The organism is Microbulbifer sp. CNSA002, from assembly GCF_047324085.1.
In the GTDB taxonomy this organism is placed as follows: Bacteria; Pseudomonadota; Gammaproteobacteria; order Pseudomonadales; family Cellvibrionaceae; genus Microbulbifer.
Genome location: NZ_CP172449.1, coordinates 392,370 through 411,364, shown reverse-complemented (window position 1 = coordinate 411,364; position 18,995 = coordinate 392,370). Strand labels below are relative to the sequence as shown.

Here is an 18,995-nt window from a genome sequence, read left to right as displayed (position 1 = left end):
CAGCGCTATAAAGCGAAATAGCAGCTGCTGAATAGGTCGACCGGCCAACTATATCTGGCACTGGCGTTACGGGGTTAGCCTAGATCAATTTGGCGATATTTATTCGCCCAACCTATCTCTCTTTATGAAAATCCCTGTCGAATATACAAAGATAACCCTTACAGCTATCAGCTGAGGTTTAGTTATGTTCAGCAACTATCGGGGATTTTGATGGGACGCCGGGGATTTCACGCACCAGTTTTGGTACCAGATAACCGGGTAACTGCTGGCGGAGATGTTCGATTAGCTCCAGCGCTTTCGCATCAGAGACTTCAAAATGTGCGGCACCATTTACTCGGTCCAGCTGATGCAAATAGTACGGAAGTACTCCTGCTGCAAAGAGGGCTTCGCTCAACGCACCCAGCGCCTCGCGACTATCATTGACGCCTTTTAATAGCACCGCTTGGTTGAGCAGGGTGACCCCTGCGCTTCGCAACTTTTGCAGAGACTCCCGCACCTCACTATCAATTTCATTGGCGTGGTTGCAGTGCAACACCAGCACGGGCTTCAAGCGGGAACCGGTAAACCAATCCAACATTTTCTGGTTTACCCGGCTGGGAGCAACTATCGGGAGGCGGCTGTGAATTCGCAGCTTATCCACATGGGGAATCTCGGCCAGCTCATCGGTGAGCCAGGCCAGTTGACGGTCACTCATAACCAAAGGATCACCGCCGCTCAGAATCACTTCGCGCAGCTCAGTGCGCGCGCGAATGTAGTCAAGAGCTGCCAGGCTCTGTCTGCGAGTTAGATGGTTGTCGCCGTAGGGGAATTCACGTCGGAAACAGTAACGACAATTGACCGCACACTGGCCCGCAGTGATCAGTAGTAGGCGCCCGTGGTATTTGTGAACAACTCCAGGCAGAGGGTTAGCCTCTGCCTCTTCAAGGGGGTCTGCACTAAATCCCGGCACTTTCTTCAACTCATCCGCACCGGGTAAAACCTGTAACAACAATGGGTCTTCGGGATCGCCGCAACGCATGCGCCGGACAAAGGGGCGCGGCACGCGTAGGGAAAAGCCAGAAGCCGCTTGCAAGGCCTTGGGGAGGTTACGCGGGTCTAGCTGTAGTAATTGAATCAACTCTGCCGGATCAGTGACCAGATCAGACAACTCATCCTGCCAGCAGCGGGATTCCTGTGTGTCGATAAGCTCTATACCGGGGGCCGATGATGACGCCATCATGGAGATACACTACAAAATAAGAGATTGTATCAGATCCCCCACTGCAATCTCCCGCCACCACTGACAGTGATGCCCCACAAAGGGTTCCGTGACCAGGTAGACATGATAATTCGCACAAACCCATTAGAGAAATGGCATCTGTTTCAGACCCTATCTAGTGAGTTAGTTGAACCCTCAAATCGATTCCCTAGGGTAATTACATAAACTGAATTTATTTTTGCAGAAACCCTGTAAACATAATCAAAAAATCTTCACCAATCTTCTGTGGAAAAATATCGGATAGTTGGACTGTATCTTTAAGCAACCAGAGCCTTAACTCTTCTTTACCTGAATTTAGGAGTAGACTCATTATCGGCGAAGCAAGTGTTCACTCTACCTACCAATAAAAACCCCTACCCCACAAAACACTCCACTGCAATAAAGAAAATCTACACAGTCGACATTTCCACAGTGAATTCAGGGAGCAAAAAACATTTTCTTTGATAAATCCAACAAGGATAAAGCAAAGCAAAAATTATTTATTAATAAAATTTTTATCACTAGAAAAAACATCTTCCAAAAACCATCAACAAATATCAAAAAATTCATAATTCCCTTATTCACAATAGGGATAATTCGGTGTTAATTTAAACGCCGGCAAAGAAAACCATTTTGTCGACCCCGCCAAAGGCGGGCACTATCAAGAAATAAATAAAACACCTAAAAGGTGTTCAAACAGTAAGTTTAGAATTACAAAAAGGAATTACCCAATGGAAATGCAGCTTGAATTGCTTGAAGCCAATAAAGACCTACTGATTGAGCAAACTCGCGCACATCCTTTCTTGAAGCGTTGCCGTGAAGGCTCCATTACGCTGGACGAATTAAAAATATTTTTGGTTCAACAAGGTATTTACAGTGGATTCTTTGTTAGATATCTCTGTGCAATGATGGCAAACCTCCCGAGTAACCACGAAGTCCTGGAGCTTGCCGAAAATCTAATGGAAGAGCTGGGCCTGGAACCAGACAGCCCCAAACCCCACGCAGAAATCTATCGCGAAACCCTCGAGCATTTTGGTTTGACCCTGGAAAACGCAGAAGTTTTACCAGGCACTCAGCACCTGATCGATACCATGTTCAAAAACTGCCGGGACCTCAGGGCCAGTGCAGGATTGGGCGCCCTATGCCTGGGAGCCGAAGCCCTGGTACCCGATTTATATACAGATATTGTTGCCGGATTCCGCTCTTGCGGCGTAACCGATGCAGAAATGCAATTTTTCCTGCTGCATATTGAATGTGATGACGGCCATGCAGAAACCATTCGCGATATTATGGTAGATATCGGCTCCAAGGATCCCAGCCAACTGGACATAATGCTCGAAGCCGGGCGCCACCTTGTAGAGGCCCGCTTACAATTCTTCGATTCTATTGAAACCGCCTACCACTCCACTAAACATAAAAAAGTTGAAGCTGTTACAGCTTAATTAGCAAGCACTTATCAACCCACTCACAGGTGTTGTTGGAGAAAGCACGGGCATAGGGAAATGCCACCAACATAAATTCGACAGAGATCGAATCATTTTGAGTTAGGTTTTTAAAAATTATTCTGCGATAAGAAAATAAAAAAGGAAAATTTATTAAATATCGCAGAATTAATATGACTTGCTGTGAGAATTGGAGATAACAATGGCTGAAACACTATCACTGGCAAAAAACGAACTGGTTGAACGAGCCAGTGAAGCAATGAAACAGCACCTCAGCACCCCCGAGTGGTCTCTGAGAGAAAAGCTTGCGCTGACTTGCCGAATTTTATTTAACGATGGTCACGACTCCGGCCTGGCTGGGCAAATTACCGCCCGCGCGGAAAAACCCAGTACTTATTACACCCAACGCCTGGGCCTCGGCTTCGATGAAATTACCTCATCCAACTTATTGGAGGTCAACGAAGACCTCGAAGTACTGTCCGGAGAGGGCATGGCCAATCCGGCCAACCGCTTTCACTCCTGGATCTACCGGGCGCGCCCCGATGTGAACTGCATCGTGCATACCCACCCCATGCACGTATGTGCACTTTCCATGCTGGAGCGCCCGCTAAAGATTTCCCATATGGACGCCTGCATGTTGTATGAGGATATTGCCTTCCTCAAAGACTGGCCGGGTGTACCCGTGGGTAACAGCGAGGGCGAGCTGATTTCCGCCGCTATTGGGGACAAGCGCGCAATCCTACTGGGACACCACGGCCTGATTATGGCCTGTCGCTCTGTTGAGGAAGCCTGTGTAATGGCGGTTCAGTGTGAGCGCGCTGCCAAACTGCAAATACTGGCTGAATCCGCCGGCACCATCCAGGATATTGATCCCGAACTGGGCCGCGAAGCCCACGACTGGATCCTCCAGGAAAAACGCACGCAAGCGACTTTTGCTTACTTTGTGCGCCGCATGCAGAGAAAAGGTTATGGCGGCGGGGACGACCCATTAAGTTAAGTGCTTTTGTGCAATGGGCCAAGGCCCATTGCACTGCCGGCTGCCCCAATAATTGCAGCTTGGCTATAACAACCGGAACGCCTCCCCTCCATTTCTCTCTGGTATTCGTTCAAGCTCCCACCCTCCTGTATAATCCCGCTCCATCATGCAGGGCTGGCGGTGAAGTCTCTTTTCCCCAGCCAGACGAGTTACCTGCGGCTACCATTTGTGGCGGAAGCGGAGGGCGTTAGCCCAGCCTTGGCCGGAATCGGCTAGAAACAAAAAACTCGTTAAAAATCATATAGATAAATGACTTAAAGGGCTCTATTTGCTATGGCTAGTTACTCCACTAACGAATTCAAGGGCGGCCTCAAGGTGATGCTGGACGGCGACCCCTGCTCAATCGTGGAAAACGAATTCGTCAAACCTGGTAAGGGCCAGGCATTCAACCGCGTGAAGCTTCGCAACCTGAAAACCGGTCGTGTATGGGAACGCACCTTCCGCTCCGGTGAAAGCCTGGAAGCGGCGGATGTGATGGATCGCGAAATGGAATACTTGTACAACGATGGCGAGTTTTACCATTTCATGGAGCCCGAGACTTTTGAGCAGCACCAAGCCAGCAGCGACGCTGTGGGCGATGCTTCAAAATGGCTCAAAGAGCAGGATATCTGCACTGTAACCCTGTACAACGGCTCTCCGCTGGCAGTTACTCCGCCCAACCACGTTATCCTGGAAATTACCGATACCGATCCGGGCCTGCGCGGAGACACCGCCCAGGGCGGCACCAAGCCGGCCACTTTGGCTACCGGCGCCGTTGTGAAGGTTCCTCTGTTCCTGGAAATCGGTGAAACCATCAAGGTAGACACCCGCACCGCCGAATACCTGGGCCGTGCCAAGGAAGACTAAGTACCTCCTCCCCTCGAGCGGCCTACGGCCGCTCGTCTCCAGAGCTACCCCCCATGAGCACAGATACCTGGCGCCCCACCGCCACTATTGCAGCCCTGCGCCAACGCGCTGCGCTACTCGCTGAAATACGCACATTTTTTGCTGAACGAAACGTTGTGGAAGCCGAAGTTCCGGTGCTATCCCAGCGCGCCACCAGCGATCCCCATATCGAGTCCATCACCACCGAATGCCGGGGCGAAAGCGCCTACCTGGCCACCAGCCCCGAATTTGGTTTAAAGCGTTTACTCGCCGCAGGACTCGGAGATTGCTACTACTTGGGCAAGGCTTTTCGCCAGGGCGAATCCGGCGGTCGACACAACCCCGAATTCACCATGTTGGAGTGGTACCGCTGCAGTTGGGATGATCACCAACTGATGGAGGAGGTCGCCAAGCTGCTCTGCGGTATTTTGGCGACGGACCAGATTCAGTCCCTCAGTTACCGGGAATTGTTTTTAAGGGAACTTCAACTGGACCCCCACGGTGCCAGCGAAGCTGAGCTGATTTCCTGCGTTAAGCGGGAAATGGAATTGTCTTTTGTACCCCGTGAACGCAGTGAGTGCCTGGACCTGCTGATGAGCCACCGCCTGGAAGCCACCATGAGTGAGGGCATCACCCTGCTCTACGACTTCCCCGCAGAGCAAGCGGCACTGGCAAAAGTGGTGGCGGACGAACAGGGGACCCCCGTCGCCAGGCGCTTCGAAGCCTATGTGGGTGGATTGGAACTGGCCAATGGCTATTGGGAGCTGACCGACAGCGCGGAACAGCAGCGCCGCTTTGAAAAGGATCTGGAATACCGCCATGCTAACCAGCGCCCTGTACACCCCTTTGAAGAGCGTCTGGTTGCGGCCCTGGATCAAGGCATGCCCGAGTGCGCCGGGGTCGCGCTGGGAGTCGACCGACTGCTGATGCTAAAAGCCGGTTACCAATCGATTGAGGAAGTTATCGCCTTCCCTTTCAGTCGGGCTTAGCAGCCGTCTGCGCCGGAGTGTATTGATAGCGGGCAACCTCGCCAACTGCAAAAAAGCCACTATCGAGTAATAACTGCTGGCGATCCGCCGGCACCAAAGCCACCAGATTTTTATGGTGGCTGCCCTGGGCAGCGGTTAGCAAATGCTTGAACAGAGCCCGGCCAACCCCGCGACCCCGGTAGTCCGGAAGCGTCACCAGGTCATAGAGTCCCAATGCATCCGCTGCCGCAAACAGGCAACCGGCGGCCACCGGCACACCATCCAGCTTAGCGAGGAATAATTTCAGTCGCCCGCGTCGCTGCTCGGGAATTTCCTGCAGTCCCTGATAAAAGTGCGCCAACTGCGCCCCCTCCTGCTCCCCTGCCGCCGCAGCCTGCACCGCGCCGTAATCAGGCAAGGCCTCTTTTTTCACCGCACTAATGGCTAACTGTTCCACTACCGGAACCTCGGCAGCGCTGAGTCGGGGTATCTCGGCAGCCATAGCTACCTGGGACTGGCGCCGCTTTAGTCCAAGCTCATCCAAAGCGTCATTGTCCAGGGGTTTGGAGGCACTGTGCCAAAGGGTGAAGGGGCTGTGCCGCTCGGCAAAATAATCCAGCGCAAAACGCTGAATAATGCGCGGCGGCATTACCATGTTGGAAATCACCTGATTGAGCCCAATGGAAGGCAGGCCGCTATCACTGCGGACAATACCTGTAATTTCCTTGGTGCAATCCGGAGTTACCAGGCTCGCGCGGTAATCCGCATAAGCCTCCAAATTTCGGCAGGTAAGATTTTTAGCGCTGAGACTATATTTCATGGGTCAAAGGATAGTGCCAAGAACAGTGCCGTTGCATCATTTCCCCAGTGATCCCAGCCCCGCAGCCGGTGTTCGCTACGGGGCGACAAGCCTTACTTCTGTACTTGCGACAGGGCACACTGATCCATGGATAATGCCGGTTCAGCACAGGTGGCTGCCCCGACAACTTTTGCCGGCACTCCGGCCACTAACACCTTTGCCGGTACCGTTTTAAGAACCACACTTCCGGAAGCAATTTGGGCGCACTCGCCAATTTCAATATTGCCCAGCACCTTGCTGCCCGCACCGATTAAAACCCCGTGGCGGATTTTCGGGTGGCGGTCCCCGCTCTCTTTGCCAGTGCCGCCCAGTGTAACGGACTGCATGATGGAAACATTGTTTTCCACTACAGCCGTTTCACCTATAACGATACCGGTCGCGTGATCCAGCAATATACCGTCACCCATACGCGCAGCCGGGTGAATATCCACACTGAATACGACAGAGACACGGTGCTGTAAGAACATAGCCAGGGAGCGGCGCTGCTGCTGCCACAGCCAGTGGGCCACACGGTGAACCTGCAAGGCGTGAAAGCCCTTAAAGTACAGGAAGGGCTCGTGCAGGGAGTGGCAGGCGGAATCCCGCAGGTAAATTGCGTTCAAATCCGCTCGCGCCGCATGCCCTATGGAAGGGTCAGCTTGTAGCGCCTCATCGATAACCTCGCGAATTAACAGCGCCGGTGCCACCGCATTGTCCAGCTTGTTGGCCAGGTGAAAGCTGAGCGCCGCCTCCAGGGAATTGTGGTTCAGGATGGTCGCGTGTAGAAAGCTGGCCAGGATCGGCTCCCGCTCTACCTGCTGCGCCACCTCTATACGAATTTTCTCCCAGATCAGATCCGCCTCAGCCTCGGTGCATGTCGCATCCATTATTGCTTTCTCCATGTTACACAGCCCCCAGGGTCAACGGGGGCTCCAGCAGCGCAGACTGCTGCTCGCGCAATGCCAGTATATGCTCTGCCCAGTAACGGGCAGTATTAAACCAGGGAAACGCCTGGGGAAAAGCCGGGTCCTGCCAGCGTCGCGCCAACCAGGCAGCGTGGTGCATCTGCCGCAGGCAGCGCAGAGGCTCCACCAGCTGCAACTGCTGGGGATCAAAACTATAGAAGGTTTCATAGCCTTCCAACACTGCATCCAGGTAAGCGGTTTGCTCTGCGCGATTGCCGGAAATCAACATCCAGATATCCTGGATCGCCGGCCCCATCAAGCAGTCGTCCAAGTCCACAAACCAGGGAGTCTCATCCCGCCACAGGAAGTTGCCACTGTGACAATCACCGTGCAGGCGCAGCATATCCCAGTCCCGCTCAAACAGCGGGGCTATCTGTTCGATAATGTGGCCCGTGACGGAAGCGTAGGCCTCCTGGTTCTCACGTGGCAGGAAATCTCCATTCAGGATAAATTCCCGGCTATCGATTGCGAATCGCTGCAAAGTGAGGGATGGGCGATAGCTGAAAGGTTTAGCGCTGCCGGCCGCATGAATGCGACCCAACATGGTCCCCACCTGCTCCAGGTGGTCAAAGTTATCCAGCTCCAACTGGCGACCGCCCCGTCGGGGGAAAAGCGCAAAACGGAATCCAGCGGACTCCATCAGGGTGCGCCCATCAAACTGTATCGGTGCCACCACAGGAATTTCGGCCTCTGCCAGCTCCAGGGTGAACTGGTGCTCCTCCATTATCTGCTCATCACTCCAGCGCCCCGGGCGATAGAACTTGGCAATCAACGGCTCGGCATCCTCAATACCCACCTGATAGACGCGGTTTTCATAACTGTTTAAAGGGAAAATACGCGCATCGGAAATCAGCCCGGTAGTCTCGACACAGTCGATCACCACGTCCGGCGTGAGGGCTTCATAGGGATGATGATTCGAGGTCATAGTGGGTACCAACTGGATTGCAGCTGGCTATGCTAACGCGGTCGCGGGGGCGGGGACAAACTGAGAAATGTGCCGCAAGCTAAAGCGGCCAACTCAAGGGGAGTTCACGCAGGACAGGAGCGGTGACACCACCCAATGCCAACCGCACAAAAAACTGGCTTAACCGCCATTTGCCCGCTGTTGCTGCAATAGCTGAACCATTTGGTCACGACCAAAGACTTCGGCAAAATCCTCTGCGGAGTGGCCGGCCTTATTCACCTGCTGTGAATCGCAATCCTGCTTTAGCAGGGTTCGTGCAAGGGCAAACTCACCGCGAAAAATCGCTGCCATCAGGGCAGTATTGCCACGGCGATCCTGGGCACAGGCATCTGCACCTCTCTGCAAAAGGTAATCCACAGCTTCCCCGTTGCCGTTGTAAGTGGCAATCATCAGTGCCGTATAACCTTTCGGGTTGCGTACATCCAGGGGGAAACCCGCTTGCGAAAATTCACGCAGCACCTCGGTATCACCAATCCTGGCTGCGGCAAAATAATACTGGGAGAGTTCGGTAAAATCAGATTCCGTTTTTTCCGGCTCCCCTGCTTGAACCCCCAGGGTAAGAAAGAGTAGTGCGAATAAAAATGATCTCATAATTTCACCTGTATAAATTTAGCGGGCGACAGAGGTCGCCCGCGCTTGGGTAAAAATTACCGGGCCAGTTTTTTCACGCGACTCAGATCGCCACCAACCGCTTTGGTTAAGCGCTGTCCGTAGTCCTTGTCCGCTTGGTAGAAGTGGCTCAGCATAATGTGCTTAGTGTTTTCATCACTCACTTTACCCAGATCACCAGCGAGGTTTTCAATCAGGTTCTGGCGCTCTTCAGGACTCAGGCTGCGGTAGAAAGCACCCGCCTGGGCAAAAGGCAGTTTCTTTTCAATGGCCTTTTGCTGGGTGCTGCCATTCAACGCCTTGTTGCTATAAAGACCTTTGGGGTCCTCGGTGCGCGCATCGATACGGCTCGGCTGATAGTTCACATCTGAAGTCTGTTGGCCGTAATTACCCGCCCCATCCTGGTTCCAGTTATTTACGGCAACACGGGGACGGTTGATAGGCAATTGCTGGTGGTTAGCCCCCAGGCGATACATTTGCGTATCGGAGTATGAGAATACGCGGCCCTGTAACAAGCGGTCTTCCGAAGGCTCAATACCCGGCACAATATTAGCTGGCGCAAACGCGGATTGCTCAGTTTCCTGGAAGAAATTTGTGGGCACACGATTGAGTGTCATGGTGCCAACTTTGGTTTCCTTCACGTCCAACCACATTTTGGTGGCGTCCAGGGGGTTGTAATTGAAGCTGTTAAGCTGGGAGGGCTTCAATACTTTAATAAACAGATCCCACTCGGGGTACTCGCCTTTTTCAATCGCGGCATACATATCGCGAGTTGCGTGGCTGAAGTCCTTGCTCTGAATTTCTGCTGCCTCTTCCGCAGTCAGGTTCTTAATGCCCTGGCGAGTTTTCCAGTGGAATTTCACATAGTTCACTTCACCCTTGTCATTGATAAATTTATAGGCGTGAACACCCCAGCCATCCATCTGGCGCAAGTTAGCCGGTGTACCGTAATCGGAATAGACCCAGCTCAGCATATGGGTAGATTCCGGCACATGGCTAAAGAAATCAAAGAAACGGTTGGGGTCCTGTTGATTAGTCACCGGGGAGGGCTTTAGGGAGTGAACCATATCCGGGAATTTAATCGCGTCGCGGATAAAAAATACCGGCAGGTTGTTACCCACTAAATCCCAATTGCCTTCTTCCGTATAAAACTTGGTGGCAAATCCACGGGGATCGCGCAGGGTTTCCGGGGAACCTTTTGAGTGGATTACTGTTGAAAAACGCACAAACACTGGCGTTTTACTACCGCGCTCAAACACCGCTGCGCGGGTTAAATCACTGAGGTCAGCCGTCGCAACAAATTCACCGTGAACACCAGTACCGCGCGCATGTACTACACGCTCGGGAATACGTTCACGGGCAAAACGCTGTAATTTTTGAATCAATTGAACATCTTGCAGCAAATTACCACCATTTTCTCCGGCGGTTTGTGCGTTCTGGTTGTCTCCGACTGGGGCGCCATTATCGCGAGTCAATGTCTCTGCATTGGCACCGCCTATCAGACCGATAGTTAATGCAAATAAGGGTAAGTATTTCATGGGATTATTTATCTCTACTGCCATCTCTATTACAGGAGTAGAGCTTATAGGGGAGAACAATAAGCGGGAAATTAGACCTTGTTATCGCTCTTATAGCAGAGATCAATAATAATGAGTCAGGAGGAGCAATTCAGAATTTCTGAGAAATCGGAAAAGGAAAAAAGTTTAATCAGATTTTTTTTGCCTGGGCATAAGATACCAAAGCACAGCAGCAATCAAAAAAAGTGCGGGAATATCTCCCATCAAATTAATCCGTTCTGTTTTATCCACCAATGCCTGCACCAACATAATGACGGCATGTACAAGGCTGGACCATATGGTAAACCAAATTAAACTGGTATTTGCGGCGGGATTTTTTGCAGCGCGTATCAAGAACACCCCCAGGGTGACATAAATACCGATAATCATTTGCTCGTATTCTGGCTGCCGTGGGGTCCAGCCCCACCCTTCCGGCCAAATCCACATCATCATCGGGTAAATCGCCAGAATAAAAAGCACTCCTACAACGACCAGTGCTATTGGCAGGCATTTTGCCCGGGCTGTCTCATTCATAATTTACTCCCAAATCTCGATCGACTTATTCCTGTAAGTCCCCCGGTAAATGACACACTACTTCCAGGTTGTGTCCATCGGGATCAAGTACGTAGGCGGCGTAATAATCCGGGTGATATTGTTCGTAGACAGCCGGTGCGCCATTGTCCTTGCCCCCGGCCTCCAGGGCCAAGCGATAGAATTCCCTGACCACTTGCCGCTCTTCAGCGCGAAAGGCGATATGCAATTGTGGAGTGGTGCTGGTCCCCCCACGAATCCAGAGTTCCGCTTTATCTGCCCAACCAAAGCCCGCCCAATCGTCAAACTCCATCACCAACTGGTATCCCAGTGGCATCAGCGCCTGCTGATAGAAGTCCTTACTGCGTTCATAGCTGTGCACATAAAGGCGGATATGATCAAGCATCGTATAAACCTTGGGAGGGAAGCGGATACTTCTGCAAGATAGCCTAGCGAGGGGAGTCACGCCGACTTTTAGACGTGCGAGACAAACAGGAGGTTGTGGCAGGTAGTTCACTTCATGCAGTCATACCCGCCACTGCAAGGTTGGGATTAAGGGGCGATATACCAGTGATAAATACCGTAAGAAGCGACGCCCAGACCAAAGAACAGCTGCCCCACCAACAAAACCCTGAAAGCGAAAGTGTATCGGGCCAAGTCACCTCGGCGAATGGCATCGTTGGAAAAAATTCTCGCTTCCTCAGGGAATCCCATTTCCAGGGTTTTCAGTGCCGGAACAGCAAGCTTGATAAGCTGGCGGCTGCGAATGTCCATCAGCCAAAATACGGTTACCAGTATGACCACAGACCCTCCCAGCAACGCCAGGATTAGAGGGTGGAAGTCTTTCTCCATAGCAGTGAAAATTCCGCCCTCAACAAACATGGTTAACACAACAAAAAAATTAAAAACCTTGAGGCGCTGATCGGCGGCGAAGCGGTAGTGATCGCAGAGGTACTGTCCCTGTTCCAAACGGAATCTCCTTAACTGTAAATACCCTTAAAACAATATCCGGAGTTAGAGGGTTACTAACTGCGCAAACCAGCAGGCATTTACTTGTCTATTTAGCTGAAAATGGCGCAAAAATCGGGGAGGAATTTAACCTCTTGCCCCAATGAAAAGGCCGGGCTATGCCCGGCCAATAAAACCTTCACGCGCCACACCTATGGTCAGCGATTTTCGCGGTGATCAATCAATGCGTCAACCACAGTGGGATCGGCAAGAGTGGAAACGTCTCCCAGATTGTCCAACTCATTGCAGGCAATCTTCCTCAGGATACGCCGCATGATTTTGCCAGAACGGGTTTTTGGCAGTGCTGGCGCCCATTGGATAAAGTCAGGCTTGGCAATTGGCCCTATCTCCTTGCGACAGAGTTCAATTAATTCTGCCTTAAGCTCATCACTGGGCTCATGACCGGATTTAAGCATCACAAAGGCATAGATCCCCTGCCCCTTGATATCGTGAGGATAACCTACCACCGCTGCCTCCGCCGTATCATTGTGCAGTACCAGGGCGCTCTCAATCTCAGCTGTTCCCAGGCGGTGTCCAGAGACATTTAACACATCATCAATGCGCCCCGTGATCCAGTAATAACCGTCACTATCGCGGCGGGCACCATCGCCAGTAAAGTAATAGCCGGGGAATGCGGAAAAATAAGTATCCAGCATTCGCTGGCGATTGCCGTACACATCCCGAATCATCGAGGGCCAGCTCTTTTTAATCACCAGAGAGCCCTCGCCCTCCCCTTCAATCTCCCGCCCTTCACTATCCAGCAGCGCGGGCTGTACCCCAAAAAAGGGCCGGGTTGCCGACCCGGGTTTCAGAGCCATGGCACCGGGCAGTGGAGTGATCATCTGCGCACCGGTTTCAGTCTGCCACCAGGTGTCCACAATCGGGCAGCGCTCATCGCCCACTACGCTGTAATACCACTCCCAGGCCTCCGGGTTTATCGGCTCACCCACGGTGCCTAAGAGTCGCAGGGAGCTGCGCTCGGCGGCTTTTACAAACTCGTCACCCGCTCCCATCAACGCCCGAATCGCTGTCGGCGCGGTGTAGAAAATATTGACCTGGTGCTTATCCACAACCTGCCAAAAGCGTGAAGCATCCGGGTAAGTGGGCACTCCCTCAAACATCAGGCTGGTGGCCCCGGCACACAATGGTCCATAGACGATATAGCTGTGCCCAGTGATCCAGCCCACATCGGCAGTACACCAGAAAATCTCACCCTCGCGATAATCAAAGGTATATTTGAAAGTCATGGTGGCCATCAGCAGATAGCCGGCAGTGGTATGCAGGACCCCTTTGGGTTTACCGGTAGAGCCCGAGGTATAAAGGATAAACAGCGGGTCCTCCGCTCCCATCACTTCAGGCGCGCAGTCCGGCTCCATCTCACCTATGGATTCGCCATACCAGATATCCCGCTTGCTATCCCAGTCTACCGGTGTGCCCGTGTGTTTAACCACAATGGCCGTATGCACATTAGGGCAGTCCACCAGCGCTTTATCCACATTGGCTTTCAGCGGTACTCGCTTACCGCCGCGAACCGCTTCATCAGCAGTGATCACCAGGCGACAATCGGAATCGAGAATACGGTCTTTCAGGGACACCGGGGAGAAACCACCAAATACTACCGAGTGCACAGCGCCGATACGGGCACAGGCGAGCATGGCGTAGGCCGCCTCCGGGATCATCGGCATATAAATACACACCCGATCTCCCTTTTTAACCCCCCGGGATTTCAGCAGGTTGGCCAAGCGACACACATTTTCGTACAGGCTCTGATAGCTGATTGCCTTACTATCAGCGGGATCATCTCCCTCCCACAGAATTGCGGTCTGCTCGCCACGGCTGGCCAGGTGCCGATCGATGCAGTTTACGGTTACGTTCAACTGGCCATCGGAGAACCAGGCGGTATGGCCTTTGTGCAGATCCTCCTCAAGAACCTGGGTGAACGGCTTGTCCCATTGCAAAAAGTCCTTGGCCTGTTGTGCCCAAAACGCCTCTGGGCTCTCTACCGACTGGCGGTACATTGTCTCGTAGTCTTCGGCGCTAATAAGCGCATTGGCAGCAAAACCGGGGGAGACTGGGCGGGTATGCACTTCAGACATCATCTTCTCCTTTATTATTAGCGTGGCATGGCTAGCCTAGAGAAATCTGAGTTTATTAGAGCTTTATTCTTGTCACTTTATAACATAGCCGCTGCGAAACAATCCCTCATCTCGAAATTTGGCATGGGGCGAGGACAATCCAACGCAGGCCTGAAAGGTGCAAGTTAATCAGACAAGCAAACAGTAAAAGATAGTTGATTAACAGCTCAATCACTTAGATCCAGACATCATTTTTCGCAGTTAGATCTCCACCGGCATCGCCCGTATTAACGACCCCTTTAGGCTCAATCAATAGTACTTCACATTCCTGTTCAGCTCTGGGTTTATGCTCCACACCCTTTGGTACTACCGTCATCTCACCAGGTCCAAGGGATATGACACTATCGCGAAACTCGATCTGCATATGCCCGGAAACTACAACAAACACCTCATCGGTATCGGGATGATCATGCCAGGTAAATTCACCCTGGATCTTAACCAATTTAAACTGGTAATCGTTCATCTCGGCAATCACTTTAGGGGACCAGTGCTCCGAGAACAGGTTCAATTTTTCTTTAAAATTGATAACTTTAGAATTCACTTTTATACCTACCTTTAATATGACTATATATCTGGAAAGCTTAGTTATCTCTGGATACTTCCAAAAGTTTCCTAAGCCTGCCCACAATATCCTGGTTAAATACCTGTATACCCTCCCTCCTCAGTAGTGCAGACACAACGCCAGAACCAACTATTTTCGCACCAGAAAAACTACCATCGTAAATATAATCACTACCACATGATGGGCTATTTTCCGTAAGTACTGCGTATTTAATATTGTGCTGCAGACATAGCTGTAATGCCCGTTTAGCTCCCCGTATAAATTGCTCAGTTAAGTCTTCTTTATTTATCCCTAAAACTTTGGCTGAGCCCGCTAAAACCTCTGCACCTCTACCGCCGCTAATCTCAGCCGGAACCCTGGGAACAGGCAGTCCGGCTGCAACCTCTGGACATAGAGGTACTATCTCTTGAGTTTCTATAATCCAATCGAAATGATTGTTATGGACCTCAACATGACTACCATTTTAACGCACAGCACACCCCAGCAGACAAGAACTCACTAATATTTTTGCCATATACACCTGCAACCAAAGTGGACACAATAGAAAACAATGTTTAAACGATGATTAGATTACCCAAATAGATTGCCCAAATAGATTGCCCAGCAAGTAAATTAAGACAGAAAACCGGCGAACCGAGACAAATAAATCCAAACTTAGCAAACGGCCTCTATATTAACTGACAAGAAAAATAAACCATGCAGCGCTCAATCTTTATTTTGATAATCTACCTGTCAATAATTCCTGTGGTTAATGCCAAACAACTGGCAATCACATTTGATGACGCTCCCCGCAAAGCCGACGGCTACTTTGACGGGCCCACTCGGGCCAAAACGCTCATTGAAAGCCTGGAACAGCATAAATTGGCAAAGTAGTCTTCTTTTCCAATACCCAATCATTCGATAAAGAAGGATTGGAACGGATGCACCGCTACGACAAGGCTGCGCATATTATTGGCAATCACACCCATAGCCATCCCAATTTTCTGGAAACAGGACTATCCACTTATCAAGCGGATTTTTTGCAGGCCCACCAGCTGCTTCAACAATTTGACAACTTTAAACCCTATTTCCGCTTTCCCTATCTGCGCGAGGGAGAAACTGTCGAAAAACGCGATGGTATCCGGGGTCTATTACAGGAAAATAACTATCAAAACGCCTATATCACCTTAAACAATTACGACTGGTATATCGAAGAACTTTTCCAAACAGCAGTGAGAGACGGAAAACCAGTTGATATGGAAAGACTCTCCAACTTTTATGTCGACGTTCTTATCGCGAGCATTAAGTACTACGACGATTTGGCAATTAAATATCTCGGGCGCTCCCCCAAACACGTCATACTGCTGCATGAAATGGATATCACAGCCCTGTTTATTGGCGATCTGGCCCAGCGGCTGAGGCAGGAGGACTGGGAAATAATTTCCCTGGAAGAAGCCTATAAAGATCCCATCGCGAAATACCAACTCACCCAACCGATTAAATACAACCCTGGAAGAATCGGCGAAATTGCTCTAGCTAAAGGACAAAAGAAAAATCTCTGGCATTACACCCTGGATGAGTCCTACCTGGAAAAGAGGATTAATCAGGAAGTGTTATTAATGTCTGACCACTAAGCGGAGGGATGCTACAGGGCACAACGCCCTGTAGCTAAAAGAGTCAGGCTTCGGCTAGCTGAACCGGAATCGTATTAGTGCTGCGCTCTACCTTGTTGTTCTCATCCAGGTAGACCAGCTTGGGCTTGTGGTTATCGGCTTCGCCCTCTGTCATCTGCGCATAGGAAGCAATAATAATACGGTCACCCACCTGTACTCTGCGTGCAGCGGCACCGTTCATGGAGATAATACCGGAACCGCGCTCGGCGAGGATCACATAGGTGTGGAAGCGCTCGCCATTGCTCACATTGTAAATATCGATTTTCTCGAATTCACGCAGACCAGCCAGTTCTACCAGGTCCTCATCAATTGCACAGGAAACGTCATACCAGAGTTCGGCCTGAGTCACTGCGGCCATGTGCAACTTGCTCTTCAACATTTCAATTTGAATAGTTGGATACCCCTCAGAGTTCCAGGGAAACATAGTCGATCAGGCGCGCTGCACTGGTGTACATAGCTCCCAGGATCGTGATTTCTTTATCGTCATCTGCCGCTGGCTGTAAATCCTTGCTGTAACAGATGGAGAAGTAGTCAACTCAAAAGCCACTCTTTTCAATTCGCTTGCGCGTCCCTTTCTCAAGGTCGGCGAAATTGGAGGGAACGGGGCGGACATGCACTGCGGTTTTAAATCCACTGCACTGTGGCGGGGGCGGGGGAGAAAGCAAACATCCAACAAGAACTGATGAAAAATTTAAAGGTATTGCGCTGGGGCCAGACCGCAACAATAGAAAACAAATCAACTTAAGTTTGCCTGTACCGGGTTACCAGCCCGGTACATTTAACAGAGAAAACTAGCGAGATTGGAAAATAAGAAAGCGGTTATTACCTGAGTCGTTGATAATCAACTTATCTTCATAAGCGGTAATTCCGTCGGGCCATTTCAGCGTAGCAGCACTTGGCAACTCCCCCTCGTCAGCAATCCCATTTTGGTTGCTGTCGTTGAAGGCACTGCGATCAAAGTCTTCCTGCCCCAAGACAATATCTGCCGGAGCGAAGTTTTCCTGTGGCCACTGGTCCCAGATCAACACTCGGTTATTACCACCGTCCGCCACAAATAACTGAATGCCATTCGACCAGATACCCCGTTCGAATAAACTCAGGGTTTGTCGACTTGGGGGCAAGCCTTCACTGCTGACAAAATCTGCTTGCCCCAGGACTATATCCGCCGGAGCAAAGCTACTAGTCGGCATTGAGTTCCACAGGAGTATCCGGTTATTACCCGAGTCGGTGATGGCTAACTTTTCCCCATCGCTCCACACATCTTCGGGCATATCCAATGTGCGGACACTGGGCTGCAGAATCGAGCCATCTTGCTCACGATCGTTAGGGGTGCAGTTTTCCATTGTGGATTGGCCCAGCAGCCAATCCGGTGCCGCATCTTCCCACGAGGGCAAGTCATTCCATACCGCCACTCGAGCCATATACGGTGAAGCCGCAAAAACACGTCCCTCGTTAATAATCGCACTGGAATAGGTGCTAGGACCAAAGCAGAAATCCTGTATCACCTGGGTACTCGGCAACGCCCGGCCATCTTCAGGAATAGTGTCGTAAACGAAAACGCTGTAGCCATAATTAACAATCGAGGCAATAGAATAATTTATTAAAAGTTTTCCGCTATCAAAACTGATATTTGTGGGTCCGCCACCAAAATCTCCCCCGTTGCTTTCGTCAAGACTATCTTCATTGAGCGCTGCATTGGCCGGTGCTCCATTACTTGCGGGGATCGAATTAAAAATTAACACCCGATTATTTGCATAATCGGGTACGAACAACTTCCCCTCATCAGTGACGGCAGCGGAACCCTGGGGGCGCTCGCCAAGATTCTTTGCATTGATGGCCGTCAAAGTACTGGAAAAATCATCCTGGCCGATCACGACCTGCGCGCTGTCAAAATTCTCAAAGTACAATGGCACAGTGAAATTGTGCTGTTCAGCGGGAATATCCAGGCCAGCGGGGTCTTTGGCTTCAAGGTGCAGGCTGCGATCCTGCCCGGACAGCCAGCGGCTCTTGGGAGCTATCACCAAGGTATCGTCATTAAAGCGCGACTGGGACCAGGTCAGAGTGTATTCATCATCCAGCAAGGAACCGCTAATTTGCAGGCTGTCGCGATCCATCGACTCGGAAAACTGTACCGTGATTGCGCCATCCTTCTCCAAGCGTTCCAGCGTTGGAGATACACCGACTACCGAGGGGGCGATTTTTTGCACGGTATAGTGAGCGTCAACCTCTGCCATCTGGTTGCCGGCCGTATCCTGCGCGGCAATTGTCAAGGAAAGTTCTAGCCCCTCTGCCCACTCTGCTATCGGGGTTAAAATCAGGGTGTCCTGATCGACTTGAGAGAGCTCTCCCATTTCCTGCATGGCGCCACTTAGGGACACATCCTCCAGTGCCACCGCTTCGCTAAAATCCAGCAGTAGGGTGTCGGTTGCTGCAATAGAGGCTCCGCTGGCGGGAGTCAGTGTCATGCTCGGCGGAGTGGTATCCACAGGCGCAGGAACTTCACCACCACCGCTGCCACCGCTGCAGCCATAAAACGCGGAACTGATCGCCAGTACCAATGCGGCTTTGATAAGCTTGCTATCGCCTTTAAAAAACTTGCCTTCCACCACTGCCTCCTGCAGCCATTTA

20 protein-coding genes are annotated in these 18,995 nt (G+C 51.2%); 6 read left to right on the top strand and 14 right to left on the bottom strand.

Features of this window, described 5'->3' with window-relative positions:
* Nucleotides 1–178: 178 nt before the first annotated feature.
* Nucleotides 179–1,219 (bottom strand): EF-P beta-lysylation protein EpmB, encoded by a 1,041-nt coding sequence (epmB, locus tag ACG1BZ_RS01785; RefSeq protein WP_413664161.1) that lies wholly within the window; start codon nt 1,217–1,219, stop codon nt 179–181.
* A 749-nt stretch (nt 1,220–1,968) separates the two neighbouring features.
* Between epmB and ACG1BZ_RS01780 the strand changes: the two genes are divergently transcribed.
* The 4 genes from ACG1BZ_RS01780 to epmA all read left to right on the top strand — a co-directional run bounded on the left by ACG1BZ_RS01780 (nt 1,969) and on the right by epmA (nt 5,568).
* On the top strand, nt 1,969–2,679 hold the full coding sequence (locus ACG1BZ_RS01780) for a TenA family transcriptional regulator (RefSeq protein WP_413664160.1): 711 nt from the start codon (nt 1,969–1,971) through the stop codon (nt 2,677–2,679).
* 202 nt (nt 2,680–2,881) lie between these two features.
* A complete protein-coding gene (locus ACG1BZ_RS01775; protein WP_413664159.1) occupies nt 2,882–3,676 on the top strand; it encodes an aldolase in 795 nt (264 codons plus the stop codon).
* 312 nt (nt 3,677–3,988) lie between these two features.
* A complete protein-coding gene (gene efp / locus ACG1BZ_RS01770) occupies nt 3,989–4,561 on the top strand; it encodes an elongation factor P (RefSeq protein WP_108731510.1) in 573 nt (190 codons plus the stop codon).
* A gap of 53 nt (nt 4,562–4,614) precedes the next feature.
* On the top strand, nt 4,615–5,568 hold the full coding sequence (gene epmA / locus ACG1BZ_RS01765; RefSeq protein ID WP_413664158.1) for an EF-P lysine aminoacylase EpmA: 954 nt from the start codon (nt 4,615–4,617) through the stop codon (nt 5,566–5,568).
* Here epmA and ACG1BZ_RS01760 read toward each other — a convergent pair.
* From ACG1BZ_RS01760 to ACG1BZ_RS01710, 11 genes are all read right to left on the bottom strand, one after another.
* Nucleotides 5,555–6,367, bottom strand: a complete 813-nt coding sequence (locus ACG1BZ_RS01760; RefSeq protein ID WP_413664157.1) for a GNAT family N-acetyltransferase — start codon at nt 6,365–6,367, stop codon at nt 5,555–5,557. The genes epmA and ACG1BZ_RS01760 overlap by 14 nt on opposite strands.
* 92 nt (nt 6,368–6,459) lie before the next feature.
* Nucleotides 6,460–7,287: a serine O-acetyltransferase gene (cysE, locus tag ACG1BZ_RS01755; RefSeq protein ID WP_413664156.1), complete on the bottom strand. Its 828-nt coding sequence runs from the start codon at nt 7,285–7,287 to the stop codon at nt 6,460–6,462.
* A gap of 1 nt (nt 7,288) precedes the next feature.
* On the bottom strand, nt 7,289–8,275 hold the full coding sequence (locus ACG1BZ_RS01750; RefSeq protein ID WP_108731507.1) for a serine/threonine protein kinase: 987 nt from the start codon (nt 8,273–8,275) through the stop codon (nt 7,289–7,291).
* Nucleotides 8,276–8,434: 159 nt separating this feature from the next.
* Nucleotides 8,435–8,905 carry an ankyrin repeat domain-containing protein gene (locus ACG1BZ_RS01745; protein WP_413664155.1) on the bottom strand — a complete coding sequence of 157 codons (471 nt, stop codon included), beginning with the start codon at nt 8,903–8,905 and terminating at the stop codon, nt 8,435–8,437.
* 56 nt (nt 8,906–8,961) lie between these two features.
* The gene (locus tag ACG1BZ_RS01740; RefSeq protein ID WP_413664154.1) at nt 8,962–10,461 is read right to left on the bottom strand and encodes a catalase; all 1,500 of its coding nucleotides are present in this window, start codon (nt 10,459–10,461) and stop codon (nt 8,962–8,964) included.
* Nucleotides 10,462–10,626: 165 nt separating this feature from the next.
* Nucleotides 10,627–11,013, bottom strand: coding sequence for a DUF6632 domain-containing protein (locus ACG1BZ_RS01735; protein WP_413664153.1), 387 nt, complete (start codon nt 11,011–11,013; stop codon nt 10,627–10,629).
* Between the two features lie 25 nt (nt 11,014–11,038).
* Entirely contained in the window at nt 11,039–11,416 is a 378-nt protein-coding gene (locus ACG1BZ_RS01730; protein WP_413664152.1) for a VOC family protein, read from the bottom strand.
* Nucleotides 11,417–11,562: 146 nt separating this feature from the next.
* Nucleotides 11,563–11,979, bottom strand: coding sequence for a hypothetical protein (locus tag ACG1BZ_RS01725; RefSeq protein WP_282930221.1), 417 nt, complete (start codon nt 11,977–11,979; stop codon nt 11,563–11,565).
* 197 nt (nt 11,980–12,176) lie between these two features.
* Complete coding sequence (acs, locus tag ACG1BZ_RS01720; protein ID WP_413664151.1) at nt 12,177–14,114, bottom strand: acetate--CoA ligase; 1,938 nt, start codon at nt 14,112–14,114, stop codon at nt 12,177–12,179.
* A gap of 214 nt (nt 14,115–14,328) precedes the next feature.
* Nucleotides 14,329–14,694: a cupin domain-containing protein gene (locus tag ACG1BZ_RS01715; RefSeq protein ID WP_413664150.1), complete on the bottom strand. Its 366-nt coding sequence runs from the start codon at nt 14,692–14,694 to the stop codon at nt 14,329–14,331.
* Between the two features lie 40 nt (nt 14,695–14,734).
* Nucleotides 14,735–15,118, bottom strand: a complete 384-nt coding sequence (locus ACG1BZ_RS01710; protein WP_413665833.1) for a DUF523 domain-containing protein — start codon at nt 15,116–15,118, stop codon at nt 14,735–14,737.
* A 293-nt stretch (nt 15,119–15,411) separates the two neighbouring features.
* On the opposite strand from ACG1BZ_RS01710, the gene ACG1BZ_RS01705 reads away from it, so the two are divergent.
* Together ACG1BZ_RS01705 and ACG1BZ_RS01700 are read left to right on the top strand one after the other, a co-directional pair.
* Nucleotides 15,412–15,588 carry a hypothetical protein gene (locus tag ACG1BZ_RS01705; RefSeq protein ID WP_413664149.1) on the top strand — a complete coding sequence of 59 codons (177 nt, stop codon included), beginning with the start codon at nt 15,412–15,414 and terminating at the stop codon, nt 15,586–15,588.
* Nucleotides 15,589–15,635: 47 nt separating this feature from the next.
* Nucleotides 15,636–16,328, top strand: a complete 693-nt coding sequence (locus tag ACG1BZ_RS01700; protein ID WP_413664148.1) for a polysaccharide deacetylase family protein — start codon at nt 15,636–15,638, stop codon at nt 16,326–16,328.
* Nucleotides 16,329–16,371: 43 nt separating this feature from the next.
* Here ACG1BZ_RS01700 and panD read toward each other — a convergent pair whose 3' ends face one another.
* Both panD and ACG1BZ_RS01690 read right to left on the bottom strand, forming a co-directional pair.
* Entirely contained in the window at nt 16,372–16,758 is a 387-nt protein-coding gene (gene panD, locus ACG1BZ_RS01695; protein ID WP_413665832.1) for an aspartate 1-decarboxylase, read from the bottom strand.
* Between the two features lie 400 nt (nt 16,759–17,158).
* A complete protein-coding gene (locus tag ACG1BZ_RS01690; protein WP_413664147.1) occupies nt 17,159–18,973 on the bottom strand; it encodes an Ig-like domain-containing protein in 1,815 nt (604 codons plus the stop codon).
* Between the last annotated feature and the right edge of the window lie 22 nt (nt 18,974–18,995).

Coding starts and splice junctions, on each gene's coding strand:
- ACG1BZ_RS01745 (WP_413664155.1), bottom strand. CDS start 8,905: ATGAGATCATTTTTATTCGCACTACTCTTTCTTACCCTGGGGGTTCAA.
- efp (WP_108731510.1), top strand. CDS start 3,989: ATGGCTAGTTACTCCACTAACGAATTCAAGGGCGGCCTCAAGGTGATG.
- ACG1BZ_RS01775 (WP_413664159.1), top strand. CDS start 2,882: ATGGCTGAAACACTATCACTGGCAAAAAACGAACTGGTTGAACGAGCC.
- epmB (WP_413664161.1), bottom strand. CDS start 1,219: ATGATGGCGTCATCATCGGCCCCCGGTATAGAGCTTATCGACACACAG.
- ACG1BZ_RS01780 (WP_413664160.1), top strand. CDS start 1,969: ATGGAAATGCAGCTTGAATTGCTTGAAGCCAATAAAGACCTACTGATT.
- ACG1BZ_RS01730 (WP_413664152.1), bottom strand. CDS start 11,416: ATGCTTGATCATATCCGCCTTTATGTGCACAGCTATGAACGCAGTAAG.
- ACG1BZ_RS01760 (WP_413664157.1), bottom strand. CDS start 6,367: ATGAAATATAGTCTCAGCGCTAAAAATCTTACCTGCCGAAATTTGGAG.
- ACG1BZ_RS01705 (WP_413664149.1), top strand. CDS start 15,412: ATGCAGCGCTCAATCTTTATTTTGATAATCTACCTGTCAATAATTCCT.
- epmA (WP_413664158.1), top strand. CDS start 4,615: ATGAGCACAGATACCTGGCGCCCCACCGCCACTATTGCAGCCCTGCGC.
- acs (WP_413664151.1), bottom strand. CDS start 14,114: ATGTCTGAAGTGCATACCCGCCCAGTCTCCCCCGGTTTTGCTGCCAAT.
- ACG1BZ_RS01735 (WP_413664153.1), bottom strand. CDS start 11,013: ATGAATGAGACAGCCCGGGCAAAATGCCTGCCAATAGCACTGGTCGTT.
- ACG1BZ_RS01700 (WP_413664148.1), top strand. CDS start 15,636: ATGCACCGCTACGACAAGGCTGCGCATATTATTGGCAATCACACCCAT.
- ACG1BZ_RS01750 (WP_108731507.1), bottom strand. CDS start 8,275: ATGACCTCGAATCATCATCCCTATGAAGCCCTCACGCCGGACGTGGTG.
- ACG1BZ_RS01740 (WP_413664154.1), bottom strand. CDS start 10,461: ATGAAATACTTACCCTTATTTGCATTAACTATCGGTCTGATAGGCGGT.
- cysE (WP_413664156.1), bottom strand. CDS start 7,287: ATGGAGAAAGCAATAATGGATGCGACATGCACCGAGGCTGAGGCGGAT.